We start from the raw sequence: 14,487 nt of genomic DNA on the forward strand, positions 1-14,487 counted from the left end.
GCACGCCACTCTTCCGCCATTTGAATTTCCCCGGCAGACGGCGTAAAAGGCCGGCTGTCGCACGAGGACCACCCATGCAGCTCTTTTCCTACTTCGCCGTCTATTTCATCGTCTGGTGGATGACGCTCTTTGCGATTCTCCCCCTGGGGCTGAAGACGCAGGCGGAGGCCGAGGAGGTTGTGCCCGGTACGGTCGAGAGCGCGCCGGCGCGTTTTCGCGGCGGTCGCGTGGTGTTGCTGACGACCATCGTATCGGCGCTTCTTTATGGCGCCTGGTACATTCTGTCGGTGCGTCTCGGCCTCGGCATTGACGCGATCCCGCAGATCATGCCGGACTTCAAGTAGTCCTCATCAAAGATTAACGGCGTTATGACGCCCCGGGTAATCCATTCCGGGAGCTTCGGGCTGCGCTGGAAAAGTCTTCCATCCCCATTCGGCGGCGTTCGCCCCTCCGGCAGGCCCATATGGCGCTTCCCGGCGGACCTTTTCGCCAAGTCCCGTTCCCCGCGCTCGGTAACATGCCGCTACGTCACCCGGACTGCGCGACCTTGCCGCATGGACACGGTGGCCGGAATTGCTAAATGAAAGGGAGCCTGATCGAAAGGCAAAAAAAAACAAGGCCAAAAGCCTTGTTTTACAGGTATCGCGTGATCTTTATCCGTTGTGCGGTGGCAGCGTCTGCGCGCGCCAAAGGTCTGATCCTCCCAAGACTTGACCGCGAAATTGGCTGGAATTTGTACTTCCTGCCTGTTTTGTGGCCTGAAACTAGCCCAAAGCTTGGGCGTTGTCATCCGCTTTTTTTGCATTTTTGCTACAGTGGAATAAAGTTTTTCGATTGACAACCAATGCGCAATTTTCGTTATTGGCGGCCCTGTTTTTCCGCCGTCTTCGGCGAAACCGCCCAAGAGCGGTGGACAGTGCTTCCCACCGTGACGCCCACTGGGCCTGCCGGGTTTCCTTCCTCCGGCGAAGCGTTTATGAACGCGTGAAAATCAACGTCATTTTGCCCGATTCCCGAAATAGGGCGGATCAGTCACTCCGGAACCCGATATGCGTCTTTCCCGATTCTTCCTGCCCATCCTCAAGGAAAACCCCAAGGAAGCCGAGATCGTCTCGCACCGGCTCATGCTGCGTGCGGGCATGGTCAAGCAGCAGTCCCAGGGCATCTATACCTGGCTGCCGCTCGGCAAGCGCGTGCTCGACAAGGTGAACGCGATCATCCGCGAGGAGCAGAACCGTTCCGGCGCCGTCGAGCTTCTGATGCCGACGCTGCAGTCCGCCGAACTCTGGCAGGAAAGCGGCCGCTACGACGCCTATGGCAAGGAAATGCTGCGCATCAAGGACCGCCAGGAGCGTCCGATGCTCTACGGCCCGACCAACGAGGAGATGATCACGGACGTCTTCCGTTCGTTCGTGAAGTCCTACAAGGACCTGCCGCTCAACCTCTACCATATCCAGCTCAAGTTCCGCGACGAGATCCGCCCGCGCTTCGGCACCATGCGCTCGCGCGAGTTCCTGATGAAGGACGCCTATTCCTTCGACCTGAACCGCGAAGGCGCCGTGCATGCCTATAACCGCATGTTCGCGGCCTATCTGCGCACCTTCTCGCGCATGGGCCTGCGCGCCATCCCGATGCGCGCCGACACCGGCCCGATCGGTGGCGATCTCAGCCACGAATTCATCATCCTTGCCGATACGGGCGAGTCGGAAGTCTTCTGCCACAAGGACTTCCTGAACTTCGACATTCCCGGCGTGGATACCAATTTCGAGGACGTCGCGGGCCTGCGCGCGATCTTCGACAAGTGGACCTCGCGCTACGCCGCGACCTCAGAAATGCACGACGCCCCGGCCTTCGAGGCGATCCCGGAAGGCGAGCGCCTGTCGGCCCGCGGCATCGAGGTCGGCCACATCTTCTATTTCGGCACGAAATATTCCGAAGCCATGGGCGCCAAGGTTCAGGGACCCGACGGCAAGGAGCATACCGTGCATATGGGCTCCTACGGCATCGGCCCGACGCGCCTCGTTCCGGCGATCATCGAAGCCTCGCATGACGAGAACGGCATCATCTGGCCGAAGGCCGTCGCACCGTTCGAAGCCATCGTCATCAACATGAAGTCGGGCGACGAAGCCTGCGACGCGGCCTGCGAAAAGATCTACGGCGCGCTGCTGAATGCCGGCGTCGACGTGCTCTACGACGACAAGGACGAGCGCGCGGGCGCCAAGTTCGCCACCGCCGACCTCATCGGCGCGCCGGTGCAGGTCATCGCCGGCCCGCGCGGCGTGGCGAGCGGCGAGGTCGAGATCAAGGATCGCAAGACCGGCGAACGCGAGACGCTGACCATCGAGGCGGCCATCAACCGCCTGACGTCCGGCAACTGATGAAAAGCCGGCGGTAACGGGAGGAATCATGGCTGACGCAGCGAGCGGTGCATCTGCAACCGAGGCTCAGGCCTTCAAGAAAAGCCGCCCGTTTTCCGCCTTCGAGCGGATGGTCGCCTGGCGCTACCTGCGCTCGCGGCGCAAGGAAGCCTTCATCTCCGTCATCGCCGGCTTCTCCTTCATCGGCATCATGCTGGGGGTCGCGACCCTCATCATCGTCATGGCCGTCATGAACGGCTTCCGCACGGAGCTGATCTCGCGCATCCTCGGCATCAACGGCCACATGATCGTCCAGCCGATCGATACGCCGCTGAACGACTACGCCAAGCTCGCCGAGCGCCTTTCGGCGGTCCCGGGCGTCACCATGGCGATCCCGCTCGTCGAGGGCCAGACGCTGGCGCAGGGCACGGTCGGCGGCGGTTCCGGCGCGCTGGTGCGCGGCATCCGCGCCGACGACCTCGCCAAGATGAAGGCCGTTTCCGATCACATCAAGGAAGGCGATCTCGTCGGCTTTGCCACCGGCGGCGTCGCCATCGGCTCGCGCATGGCCGAAGCCCTCGGCCTCAGCGCCGGCGGTCAGATCACGCTCGTCGCGCCGGAAGGCGATGTCACGCCGCTCGGCGTGAACCCGCGCGTGAAGACCTATACGGTCTCCGCCATCTTCGAGATCGGCATGTCGGAATACGACGCCTCGATCATCTACATGCCGCTTGAGGAAGCGCAGCTCTACTTCAACTCCGAAGGCGTCGTGCAGTCGATCGAGCTGTTCGTCTCCCATCCGGACGCCGTCGACGATCTGCGCCAGCCCATCGAGGCGGCTGCCGAGCGGCAGATTTTCATCACCGACTGGCGCCAGCGAAACCAGACCTTCTTCTCGGCCCTCCAGGTCGAGCGCAACGTCATGTTCATGATCCTGACGCTCATCGTGCTCGTCGCCGCGCTCAACATCATTTCCGGCCTCATCATGCTGGTAAAGGACAAGGGCAGCGACATCGCGATCCTGCGCACCATGGGCGCGACATCGGGCGCGATCATGCGCATCTTCTTCATGACAGGCGCGGCCATCGGCACGGTCGGCACCTTCGCGGGCGTGTTGCTCGGCGTTCTCGTCTGCCTCAATGTCGAATCGATCCGCCAGTTCTTCTCGTGGATTTCCGGCACGACGCTGTTCAACCCGGAACTCTACTTCCTCAGCCAGCTTCCGGCCGACATGAATTTCGGCGAGACGGTCTCGGTCGTCGTCATGGCGCTGGCGCTGTCGTTCCTCGCGACGATCTTCCCCGCCTGGCGCGCCTCCAAGCTCGACCCCGTCCAGGCCCTCCGGTACGAATAGGAAAGAACGCATGGCTGCGCGCGTCGCTTTGGAACTGAAGGGCATCGAACGGCACTACGGCCAGGGCGAGACCGTGCTGTCGATCCTCAAGGGAGCCGATTTCGTCCTGAAAAGCGGCGAGACCGTTGCGCTCGTCGCGCCCTCGGGCACCGGCAAGTCGACGCTGCTGCATGTCGCGGGCCTGCTCGAGAAGCCCGATAGCGGCGAGGTTCTCGTCAACGGTCATTCCTGCGCCGATCTTTCCGACGACCAGCGCACGGCGATCCGCCGCAGCGAGATCGGCTTCGTCTACCAGTTCCACCATCTCCTGCCGGAATTCACCGCGCTGGAGAACATCATGATGCCGCAGCTTATCGGCGGCCTCTCCAAGGGCGAGGCGCGCGAGCGCGCCGCCCAGTTGCTCGACTATATGCGCATCGGCCACCGCGCCGATCACCGCCCGTCGGAGCTTTCCGGCGGCGAGCAGCAGCGCGTCGCCATCGCCCGCGCCGTCGCCAATGCGCCGCTGGTGCTGCTGGCCGACGAGCCGACTGGCAACCTCGACCCGGAAACCGCCGGCTACGTCTTTGAGGCGCTGGAAGCGCTCGCCCGCCAGTCGGGCCTTGCCTCGCTCATCGCCACGCACAACCACGAGCTTGCCGGTCTCATGGACCGCCGCGTGACCATCGAGGATGGCCTCGTGCGCGAACTCGCCTGAGTCTGCGCGCGCTTCGTCCGGTCACTCGTCGAGCCCGCAGATCGAGCGGCCGATCCCGTCCTTCCAGTCCTTGAGCAGCACGAACTGCGCCTTGCCGGCGACAGGGCCTCTGTGCGTCTTGCCCTTGCCGGTGAGCACGTTGAGGTCGCATTCGCTTCCGCCATTCGGGTCGAGCGTGTCGTAGGACGAATAGGTGTAGCCCGCGACGATAAAATCGAAATTGCGATAGGCGACGGTCAGCGATTGCCGCCAGCGGTCGCGGCCCACCGCGTCGTTCTTGGTGGTGATCGTGAAGGAGCCGTTGGCGAGCGCCGCCAATTCCGGTTCCTGCCCGTACATGGTGAGATTGCCCCAGGCGACATTCGGCGCGGCAAGCGCCAGCGTCAGGCGATTTTCTTCCGGCTTGGCGAGATAGACATAGACCCCGTTGTCCTCATCGCTGCCGTCGCCCGGCGTCGCCACCACGGCAAGATCCGGCGTGCCGTCCTTGTTCCAGTCGCCGCTCGCCATGGCGATGATCCGGTCGGCCGGAAAGTCGTCGGCAGCCGCCATCGCGGGCAGCGCGGCCGAAAGCAGAAGGGCGGCAATCCAGGGCTTCATATTGTGTCCTCCATTTGATCGGGGCGACCTTATTGCGGCAATACGCGCCGGTCCAGAGGGGCTGTGGAAAGCTGTTGACATTGGAACAATAATAGAACAAAATGAAAACATAAAAGGAAAGGGAGCCACAATGACCGATTTTCTTCGTGATCTTGCAGCATTCACCTCCATGCTGATGTTCGTCGCCAGCTTCTCCGTCATCCTCTTCGGGATGTAACGTCTCACTGAACAATTATGTGCCCGCAATGCATCCCGCGCGTGGAAAGCGGGTGCAACGGGCAAAGCCCTCTGGACGAGCCGGGTCCGAATCCGTTTAAGCTTTCCGTCTTGATCGGAAGGAAGATGAGATGGCGGACGCAGCGCAGACGGCAGAGGGCGGTATGATCGCGGAAGCGCCGGAATTCGTGCATCTGCGCGTGCATTCGGCCTTCTCTCTGCTCGAGGGCGCGTTGCCGATCAAGAAGATCATTGGCAAGGCCATATCCGACCAGCAGCCGGCCATCGCCATCACCGATACGAACAACCTGTTCGCGGCGCTCGAATTCTCGCAGAAAGCGGTCGGCGACGGCATCCAGCCGCTGATCGGCTGCCAGCTTTCGATCGACATGGAAGACGAGGGCGAGGGCGGCGAGCGGCGCGGGCCGCAGGCGCAGCTTGCCAAGCTGCCGTCCATCGTTCTCCTCGCCGCCAGCGATGCGGGCTATACACGTCTCGTCGATCTCGTCAGCCGCGCCTATCTCGGCGGCGAGAGCGGGCAATCGATCCGCATAGCCTATAGCTGGCTGGTGGAAGAGGGGGCGGAAGGGCTGATCGCGCTGACGGGCGCGCTTGGCGGCCCGGTCGACATGGCCTTCCTTGCCGGCCAGCCTGCCGTTGGCAAGGCACGGCTGGAGGCGCTGAAGCGCGTTTTTGGCGACCGGCTCTATATCGAGTTGCAGCGCCACGGCCGCTATGACCGGCAGCATGAGCGGCGCATGGTCGAGCTTGCCTATGCCGAGGACGTGCCGCTGGTCGCGACCAACGAGCCGTTCTTCCCTGCGCCGGACGATTACGACGCCCACGATGCCCTGATGGCGGTGGCGCACAATGCCATGGTCTCGGACGACAACCGTTTCCGCCTGTCGCCGGACCACTATCTCAAGAGCCGCAAGGACATGGCGAAGCTCTTCGCCGATCTGCCGGAGGCGCTGGAGAATACGGTGGAGATCGCGCGACGCTGCTCCTTCGTCCTGAAGACACGCGGCCCCATCCTGCCGCGCTTCACCGGCGCGACGGACGACGCGGAGGAAGCCGAGCGCGCGGAGGCGGCGGAATTGCGACGGCAGTCCGTCGAGGGGCTTGAAAGCCGCATGGCGCTGCTCGGGCTGACGCCGGGCTATAGCGAGCAGGATTACCGCGAGCGGCTGGATTTCGAGCTTTCCGTCATCGAGCGCATGAAGTTCCCCGGCTACTTTCTTATCGTTGCCGACTTCATCAAATGGGCCAAGCAGCACAATATTCCCGTCGGGCCGGGCCGCGGTTCGGGTGCGGGGTCGCTCGTCGCCTATGCGCTCACCATCACCGACGTCGATCCGTTGCGCTTCTCGCTGCTCTTCGAACGCTTCCTCAACCCGGAACGCGTTTCGATGCCCGACTTCGACATCGACTTCTGCCAGGATCGCCGCGAAGAGGTGATCCGCTACGTGCAGCAGAAATACGGCCGCGAGCAGGTGGCGCAGATCATCACTTTCGGTTCGCTGCAGGCGCGCGCCGCGCTGCGCGACGTCGGCCGCGTGCTGGAAATGCCCTATGGCCAGGTCGACAAGATCTGCAAGCTCGTACCGAACAATCCGGCCAACCCGACGCCGCTCTACAAGGCCATCGAGGAAGAGCCGAAATTGCAGGAAGAGGCGGAGAAGGAGCCGGTCGTCGCGCGCCTGCTCGATATCGCCCAGAAGATCGAAGGCCTCTATCGCCACGCTTCCACGCACGCCGCCGGCATCGTGATCGGCGACAGGCCGCTCTCCAAGCTCGTGCCGATGTACCGCGATCCGCGCTCGGATATGCCGGTCACCCAGTTCAACATGAAATGGGTGGAGCAGGCCGGTCTGGTGAAGTTCGACTTCCTTGGCCTGAAAACCTTGACGGTGCTGAAGACGGCGGTGGATTTCATCCGCAAGCGCAAGATCGAGGTCCATCTCGAAAGCCTGCCGCTCGACGACCAGCTTACCTACGAGATGCTCTCGCGCGGCGAGACGGTCGGCGTGTTCCAGGTGGAAAGCGCGGGCATGCGCAAGGCGCTGATCGGCATGCGGCCCGACTGCATCGAGGACATCATCGCGCTGGTGGCGCTCTACCGCCCCGGCCCGATGGAAAACATCCCGGTCTACAACGCCCGCAAGCACGGCGAGGAGGAGATCGAGTCGATCCACCCGATGATCGACCATCTGCTGAAGGAAACGCAGGGCGTTATCGTCTACCAGGAACAGGTGATGCAGATCGCCCAGGTCCTGTCCGGCTACTCGCTCGGCGAGGCCGACCTTCTTCGCCGGGCCATGGGCAAGAAGATCAAGGAGGAAATGGACAAGCAGCGCGCTCGCTTCGTCGACGGCGCGGTCAAGAACGGCGTGTCGAAGCCGCAATCCGACCTGATCTTCGACCTGCTCGCCAAGTTCGCCAACTACGGCTTCAACAAGTCGCACGCCGCCGCCTATGCCATCGTTTCCTACCAGACGGCCTATCTGAAGGCGCATTACCCGGTCGAGTTTCTCGCCGCGTCGATGACCTACGATATGTCCAACACGGACAAGCTGAACGACTTCCGGCAGGATGCCGGCCGTCTCGGCATCGAGGTCATCCCGCCGTCGGTGCAGACGTCCTTTGCCCATTTCGAGACGGGCGAGAGCCGCATCTACTATGCGCTCGCCGCCATCAAGGGCGTGGGCGAGGCCGCCGTGCAGCATATCGTGCAGGTGCGCGGCGATGCGCCCTTCAAGAGCCTCGAAGATTTCTGCGTGCGTATCGATCCGAAATTCGTCAACCGCCGCGTCTTCGAAAGCCTCATCGTCGCCGGCGCCTTCGATTGCTTCGGCCATGACCGCGCCGCCATGATCGCCGGCCTCGACCGTCTGCTCGGCGCCGCCCAGCGCGCGCAGGAGAACAAGACGAGCGGGCAGGGCGACATTTTCGGCATGGGCGCGGCGACGGGGCCGGAGGTCATCACGTTGCCCTCCTACACGCCCTGGCTCGCCTCGGAAAAGCTGCACCGCGAATTCCAGGTGCTCGGCTTCTATCTTTCGGCCCACCCGCTCGACACCTATGCGCCGATCCTCGCCAAGATGCGCGTGCAGACGTTCGGCGATTTTGCTGCGGCGGTGAAGCGCGGCGCGACCGCCGGCCGCCTTGCCGGCACGGTGACATCGAAGCAGGAGCGCAAGACGCGCACCGGCAACAAGATGGGCATCGTCGCCTTCTCCGATTCCTCCGGCCAGTTCGAGGCGGTGCTGTTCTCCGAAATGCTGAACCAGTACCGCGACCTGTTGGAGCCCGGCAAATCGCTTGTCATGACCGTGCAGGCGGAAGAGCGCCCGGAAGGCATCGGCCTTCGCATCCAGACGCTGCGCTCGCTGGAGGAGGAATCGCTTCACACCCAGAAGGCGCTGCGCGTCTATGTCCGCGACTCGGGCCCGCTCCGCTCCATCGCCGCCCATCTCAACACCAAGGGCGACGGCCTCGTTTCCTTCATCGTCATCAAGGACAGCGGCCAGCGCGAGATCGAGGTGGAGTTGACGGAACGCTTCCGCATCTCCCCCGAAATCGCAGCCGCCATGCGCTCGACGCCGGGTGTGCTGGATGTGGAGCTTGTGTGAGGAGCGCCCCGGTGTCTTGAGCGCTGGGGACTGAAGTCGGATTTGGTGGCATTGCCGTAGACGCGCTGCCGGCTCTTAGGACAGGGCGCGGCGAAGAAAGTCGTTCAGGCGTTCCACGGCCGGGCTGGCCGATCGCGGGTTTCGCAGGATGCTGATTTCCAGCGCGTCCAGACGCGGCAGCCCCTCGTTGGCTCCGATGATGCGCAAAGACGGCGGCACGCTGCACAGGGCGAGGCCCGCGATGGCAAGGCCTGCCTGCACGACAGCGACGAGACCCAGCAGGCTCGCGCTGGAATAGGTGCAGCGGTAGGCGCGGTCTCCCTCGGCAAGGGCTTTCAGGACATTGATGCGCGCGGTGCAGCCGGGCTCGAAGAGCGCGACAGGCAGCGGGTCGTTGTCCCAGGCAATGTGGGAAGGAGAGGCGACCCAGACGAAAGGCTCTCGCCTCAGGACCTCGACAGGTTGTTCCGCCAGACGGGTGACGATGGCCAGGTCGATGCGACCGTCTTCGATTGCCTTCGTCAATGCGGTCGAGGGTTCACACACCAGTTCGACGGTGACCCGCGGATGCTCCGCCGCAAACTGGGCCAGTGCCGGCGGCAGCAGGAAGGCCGCGTAGTCGTCGGGAACGCCGAGGCGCACGCTGCCGCTTTCTTCCGGCCGCGTGACGCTCGCCCATGCCTCGTCCGACAGTTTCAGGAGCCGTCGGGCATGGACCAGAAAGTCCGAGCCGGCCGCATTGGGGGTGACGGCCTTCGGGCCGCGGATCAGCAGTTGCTTGCCGACGGCCTGCTCCAGCCGCTGCATCTGCATGCTGACGGCCGACTGGCTGCGTCCGATCCGGGGCGCGGCATTGGAGAAGCTGCCCGTTTCGATAACGGCAACAAAGGTTCGCAGCAGATCGATATCCAAGGGGTTCATCATAGCGCTATCAGCATAACGAATAGGAGTCTCCAAATCTATTCGTTTGATTGAGTTTCGTCTGGCGGCAATAAATCTCTCGACCCGCTTTGAGAGGCCAGCATGGAAAGAGCACACAACACTCGTCTCCCCGCCGCAAAACTCGTGGCAGCGATGATGATCGTCGGCACGGTCGGAGCCTTCGCGGTTGAGGCCGGGCTTGACCCGGTGACGACGGTTTTCTGGCGATGCGCCTTCGGCACCGTCTTTCTCGGTGCGTGGTGCCTGATACGCGGCTATCTGCCGGACAGGAACCTCTCGCCGGCCCGGCTGGCGCTCGCCGCACTCGGCGGCGTCTGCATGGTCCTGAGCTGGATCGCGTTCTTTGCCGGCTTCGCGATGACCTCGATCGCCACGACGACGATCGTCTATCACATTCAACCCTTCTTCGTGGTCCTGATCGGCGTGCTGTTCCTCAAGGAGCGCATCACATTCGACCAGATCGTCTGGATGGTCGGTGCATTCATCGGCGTCGTTCTCGCAAGCGGCCTCGTCGTTTCCTCCGGCGCGGTCGACACGACCTGGGTGATCGGGATTGCGCTGACGCTCGCCGCCGCGCTGCTTTATGCGATCGCGACCATTCTTGCGAAGGGCCTTGGGCAGCAGCGCCCGGAGGTGACGGCCTTGTGCCAGACGATTGTCGGCACAATCCTGCTTGCACCGTTCGCCGATCTGTTCCAGTCCGTTCCCGCGGCGTCATGGGGATGGCTTCTCGGCATCGGCATCCTGCACACGGGCATTGCCTATGTGCTGATGTATTCAGCCTATCCGAAGCTGTCGACGCCGGTTATCGGCGTGCTGACCTTCATCTATCCGCTCGTTGCCATTCTCATCGACTGGATCGTCTATGGCCATCCGCTCGGGATCGCGCAGGCGCTCGGCATGGTGCTGATCGCTCTCGGAACGCTCGGTGTGCGGCTTGGATGGCGCTTTCCTGTCGGCAGGACCGCGCCAGTCTGAATGCCGGTCGGCTCAGTTCACGACCGTGATCGAGGACTTCTTCTTTTTCTTCTTCTTGCCCTGCACGACGGAGGCGTCCGCCTTCTGCACCTTGCGGGTCACGGTGATGAAGTCCGTGCCGTCGCCGGTTTCCGGGCCGAGGCCCGTGTCGGAGATGGAGAGCGACGCGCCTTCGCCCATCAGTCCGGAAATGCGGCTGCGCATGTCCTGCGGGATATCCAGGCGGTCGAGCGTCTTCGTCAGGGCATCCGGCGCGCTGGCGTCGGCCTCGGTGGTGATGCCGAGGCGCTTCAGGGTCGCGGGCGAAAGCTGGTTATCCATGCTGACGCCGTACCACTCGGCCTTGCCCTTGTCGGCATCGACCTCGCGGGCGAGCAGGAAGTGGGTGCCGAGCGCGATGTCCGGGTTGCGGATGGTGATCGGCTCTTCGATCAGCGGCGCGAACTTCTGGCGAACGAGGATCTGGCCGTTCGGCGGCGTGCCCTTGCCGGCCTTGGCATAGACGGCGGCGAGAAGTTCGGGCGTCACCATGCCGTCCTCCTTCAGGCCCTCGGCAAGCTGGAAGGCGCGGATGGCGATCACGGTCTGCTTGCCGTGGCGGCCGTCCGGCACGCCGGCATCGTAACCGAGCGAGGATAGCAGCGTCTGCAGGTCGATCATCATCTCGCGGTCGCCGCGCCGGGTGATGAGGATGCGGATCGGGTCCTGCTCGGTCTTCTGCACGGCGGGTGGCAGGACCTCCGGCTTCGGCTCGGTCATCGCCACCTCGACGCTCTTGCCGCCGGTTTCGATCAGCGTCGGGCGCAGGCCGGCATCGGCGAGAAGCGGGGTATCCGGCACCACGATGGAGGGCTTGAACAGCGCCTCATGTACGATGCGCTGCGGCGCGGCCTCGCGGTCGGTGATCAGCACATGGCCGCCGCGGCGGGTGACGGAGAAGAGCGTCTTTGCGAAATCGTTCGGCAGGCGCACGCAGCCGTGTGAGGCGGGATAGGAGGGCACGCTATTGGAGGCGTGCAGCGCGATGCCCGACCAGGTGAGCCGTTGCATGAAGGGCATCGGCGCGCTGTCATAGATATTGGAGAAATGCGTGCGCTTCTTTTCGAGGATGGAGAAGATGCCGGTCGGCGTCGAATGGCCGGCCTTGCCGGTGGAGACGCGCGAAGTGGCGACCACCACGCCGCCATCGTAGATCTTCAATTCCTGCAGGTCCTTCGACACCATGATCTGGAGCGGACCTTCGAGCGTTCCGCCGAGTGCGGTGGCGCAACTCAGCATCAGGCCCAACATGCTCATGCCAGTGGCGAGGCGAAACTTCATGTTACCCATCCGTACGCAATACAAACCGGCTGGGAGGCTAGTGCATCTCGCTTAAGGAAGGCTTGATGCACTGAGGCGATCCCCCGATTCGTGCCGTCCCGATGCAGTCAAGAACGCTGCCTCGCCGGGATTTATTCGCCGGGATCGCCGATTTTTCCGGAGGTCTTGACGGTCAATTTTCCGTGAAAACGCTCGGGGCCGGATTTGCCGAATGTATAGCCGGTCTCCACGGTGGCCTTGCCGAACTTGTCGCGCAGCGTGTTCATCGCGGCCTCCGCCGCGGCGCGGCGCGTGGCGGCGGGATCGACCAGATCGGGCGGGTCGGCGCGGCCGGGATCGGTCAGGTCGGTGACGCCGATGCCGATCAGCCGGAATTTCGTGCCGTCCGTTTCCTTGCGCAGCAGCTCCATGCCGATGCGGAAGATCTTGTCGGCCAGCATGGTCGGGTCTTCGAGCTTGCGGTTGCGCGTGCGGCCCTTGAAGTCGGCGGTCTTTAGCTTGAGAACGACGGTGTGGCCGGCAATGCCGGATTTGCGCAGGCGCACGGCCACCTTCTCGCTCAGCCGGCGCAGATGCGCGACCAGTTCGTCATGGCTGGAAATATCGTCGAAGAAGGTGGTCTCGGCCGAGACGCTTTTCGCCGGATCGTTCGCATGCACCTCGCGGTCGTCTTGCCCGCGCGAAAGGTTGAAGAGCCGCTTGCCCATGATGCCGTAGCGGCGCATCAGGTCGGTTTCCTCCATGGTCTGGAGCTGGCCGACGGTGCGGATGCCGTCGCGCTCCAGCGCCTCGGCAAAGGCCTTGCCGACGCCCCAGATGAGCCGCACCGGCTTTTCGCGCAGGAAGTCCAGCGCCTCGGCTTCGCCGATGATGGAAAAGCCGCGCGGCTTGTTGAGGTCGGAGGCGACCTTGGCGAGGAACTTGCAGTAGGAAAGGCCGACGGAGATGGTGATGCCCACCTCCTTCTCCACCCGCTGCACGAAGCGCGCCAGCACGCGGGCAGGGGGATCGTGGTGCAGGCGTTCCGTGCCCTTCAGCTCCAGGAAGGCCTCGTCGATGGAGAGCGGCTGCACCAGCGGCGTCAGGTCCTGCATCATCGTGCGCACCTGCCGCCCCACCGCGACGTATTTTTCCATATTCGGCTTGATGACGACGGCGTTCGGGCAGGCCTCCAGCGCCTTGAACATCGGCATGGCCGAGCGCACGCCATGAATGCGCGCGACATAGCAGGCGGTGGAGACGACGCCGCGTTTGCCGCCGCCGATGATCACCGGCTTGTCGGCAAGGGTCGGGTCGTCGCGTTTCTCGATGGCCGCGTAGAAGGCGTCGCAGTCGATATGGGCGAGCGTCAGGCGATAGAGTTCGTCATGGTAGAGCAGGCGAGGGCTGCCGCAGGCGCGGCATCGGCGCAATCCGGCAGGCTGCCCGGAAAGACAGTCTCGGCAGAAGCCCGGAAAACGTGTGTCGGCGGTGCTCATGGTGCGGAACAAATATTGAACATCGCGACATTAAGGCTTAAATTCGCGAGTCTCAATAGTCGCCGGGGCCGAATGCATGACCGTACACAGGCCTGCCGTTCAGAAGTCGCCTCCCTCATTCGGCCCGGAAAGGACCGCATGGGCATGGACGACCGCCTCCGGCTTGATGCCCGTGGCGTCGCTGAAGGCGAGCAGCGTCGGCTCGTGGCTCATCAGGAAATCGATGAGGCCGGCGAGGAAGCCGGGATCGTTCACGGCGTTGCGGACTTCGGCCGGCATGACGCCGGTCAGTGCGAGGAAACGCGTTAGAAGCTCCGGCTCGCCGGCAAGCCAGCCGAGGATGGCGACAGCGATTGCCTGCGCGTCCTGCGCCGCGGTTGTATCTTTTTGGCTTTTCATCGTTTTCCCTCGGGAAATTTACCTTTTAATCAACCAAGCGGCGCTAAAGTGGCTGCGGTCGGGCTGGGTGATTTCGGCTTTGCCGCAACTTATCCATCTCCAGGCAGGTTGCAAGGCCGGTCAGAGGAACAGGGACGCACGATGCCCAAGCAGGTCATGATTGTCGAGGACAACGAGCTGAACATGAAGCTCTTCCGGGACCTCATCGAGGCATCCGGCTATACGACCATCCAGACCCGGAATGGCATGGAAGCCCTTGATCTTGCGCGCAAACACCGCCCCGACCTCATTCTCATGGACATCCAGCTTCCCGAGGTCTCCGGCCTCGAGGTGACCAAGTGGCTGAAGGAGGACGACGAGCTTCACGTCATCCCCGTGATCGCCGTGACGGCCTTCGCCATGAAGGGAGACGAGGAGCGAATCCGGCAGGGTGGCTGCGAGGCCTATGTCTCCAAGCCGATCTCCGTTCCGAAGTTCATAGAGACGATCAAAACCTATCTCGGCGACGCATGAG

Annotated in this window: 13 protein-coding genes; 8 read left to right on the top strand and 5 right to left on the bottom strand. The window is 63.3% G+C overall.

Translation table 11 applies throughout. The features are described from left to right. The first annotated feature begins 74 nt into the window (after positions 1-74). The 5 genes from K8M09_RS06305 (at position 75) to K8M09_RS06325 (ending at position 4,408) form a co-directional block, all read left to right on the top strand. Positions 75-344 carry a DUF1467 family protein gene (locus K8M09_RS06305; protein ID WP_160784750.1) on the top strand — a complete coding sequence of 90 codons (270 nt, stop codon included), beginning with the start codon at positions 75-77 and terminating at the stop codon, positions 342-344. A gap of 236 nt (positions 345-580) precedes the next feature. Continuing rightward, positions 581-838 carry a hypothetical protein gene (locus K8M09_RS06310; RefSeq protein ID WP_160784749.1) on the top strand — a complete coding sequence of 86 codons (258 nt, stop codon included), beginning with the start codon at positions 581-583 and terminating at the stop codon, positions 836-838. A gap of 211 nt (positions 839-1,049) precedes the next feature. Further along, a complete protein-coding gene (gene proS, locus K8M09_RS06315) occupies positions 1,050-2,378 on the top strand; it encodes a proline--tRNA ligase (protein ID WP_160784748.1) in 1,329 nt (442 codons plus the stop codon). Positions 2,379-2,406: 28 nt separating this feature from the next. Further along, positions 2,407-3,711 (top strand): lipoprotein-releasing ABC transporter permease subunit, encoded by a 1,305-nt coding sequence (locus K8M09_RS06320; protein WP_160784747.1) that lies wholly within the window; start codon positions 2,407-2,409, stop codon positions 3,709-3,711. Positions 3,712-3,721: 10 nt separating this feature from the next. Then, on the top strand, positions 3,722-4,408 hold the full coding sequence (locus K8M09_RS06325) for an ABC transporter ATP-binding protein (RefSeq protein ID WP_160784746.1): 687 nt from the start codon (positions 3,722-3,724) through the stop codon (positions 4,406-4,408). 21 nt (positions 4,409-4,429) lie between these two features. On the opposite strand, the gene K8M09_RS06330 is transcribed toward K8M09_RS06325, so the two are convergent. Then, on the bottom strand, positions 4,430-5,008 hold the full coding sequence (locus K8M09_RS06330) for an FG-GAP repeat protein (RefSeq protein WP_160784745.1): 579 nt from the start codon (positions 5,006-5,008) through the stop codon (positions 4,430-4,432). 347 nt (positions 5,009-5,355) lie between these two features. Between K8M09_RS06330 and dnaE the strand changes: the two genes are divergently transcribed. Next, the gene (gene dnaE / locus K8M09_RS06335; protein WP_160784744.1) at positions 5,356-8,856 is read left to right on the top strand and encodes a DNA polymerase III subunit alpha; all 3,501 of its coding nucleotides are present in this window, start codon (positions 5,356-5,358) and stop codon (positions 8,854-8,856) included. Positions 8,857-8,931: 75 nt separating this feature from the next. On the opposite strand, the gene K8M09_RS06340 is transcribed toward dnaE, so the two are convergent. Continuing rightward, positions 8,932-9,777, bottom strand: a complete 846-nt coding sequence (locus K8M09_RS06340) for a LysR substrate-binding domain-containing protein (protein ID WP_229342318.1) — start codon at positions 9,775-9,777, stop codon at positions 8,932-8,934. A 102-nt stretch (positions 9,778-9,879) separates the two neighbouring features. Between K8M09_RS06340 and K8M09_RS06345 the strand changes: the two genes are divergently transcribed. Then, positions 9,880-10,776: a DMT family transporter gene (locus K8M09_RS06345; RefSeq protein ID WP_160784742.1), complete on the top strand. Its 897-nt coding sequence runs from the start codon at positions 9,880-9,882 to the stop codon at positions 10,774-10,776. 12 nt (positions 10,777-10,788) lie between these two features. Here the strand turns inward: K8M09_RS06345 and K8M09_RS06350 are convergent, their stop codons facing one another. The 3 genes from K8M09_RS06350 to K8M09_RS06360 all read right to left on the bottom strand — a co-directional run bounded on the left by K8M09_RS06350 (position 10,789) and on the right by K8M09_RS06360 (position 13,973). Continuing rightward, positions 10,789-12,096, bottom strand: a complete 1,308-nt coding sequence (locus tag K8M09_RS06350; RefSeq protein WP_160784741.1) for a L,D-transpeptidase family protein — start codon at positions 12,094-12,096, stop codon at positions 10,789-10,791. Positions 12,097-12,227: 131 nt separating this feature from the next. Continuing rightward, a complete protein-coding gene (locus tag K8M09_RS06355) occupies positions 12,228-13,574 on the bottom strand; it encodes a DNA polymerase IV (protein ID WP_160784740.1) in 1,347 nt (448 codons plus the stop codon). 99 nt (positions 13,575-13,673) lie between these two features. After that, positions 13,674-13,973: a DUF3572 domain-containing protein gene (locus K8M09_RS06360; RefSeq protein WP_160784739.1), complete on the bottom strand. Its 300-nt coding sequence runs from the start codon at positions 13,971-13,973 to the stop codon at positions 13,674-13,676. Between the two features lie 141 nt (positions 13,974-14,114). Between K8M09_RS06360 and K8M09_RS06365 the strand changes: the two genes are divergently transcribed. Beyond that, positions 14,115-14,486, top strand: coding sequence for a response regulator (locus K8M09_RS06365; RefSeq protein ID WP_003547430.1), 372 nt, complete (start codon positions 14,115-14,117; stop codon positions 14,484-14,486). The last annotated feature ends 1 nt before the right edge of the window (position 14,487 follow it).

The organism is Shinella zoogloeoides (assembly GCF_020883495.1).
Lineage (GTDB): Bacteria > Pseudomonadota > Alphaproteobacteria > Rhizobiales > Rhizobiaceae > Shinella > Shinella zoogloeoides.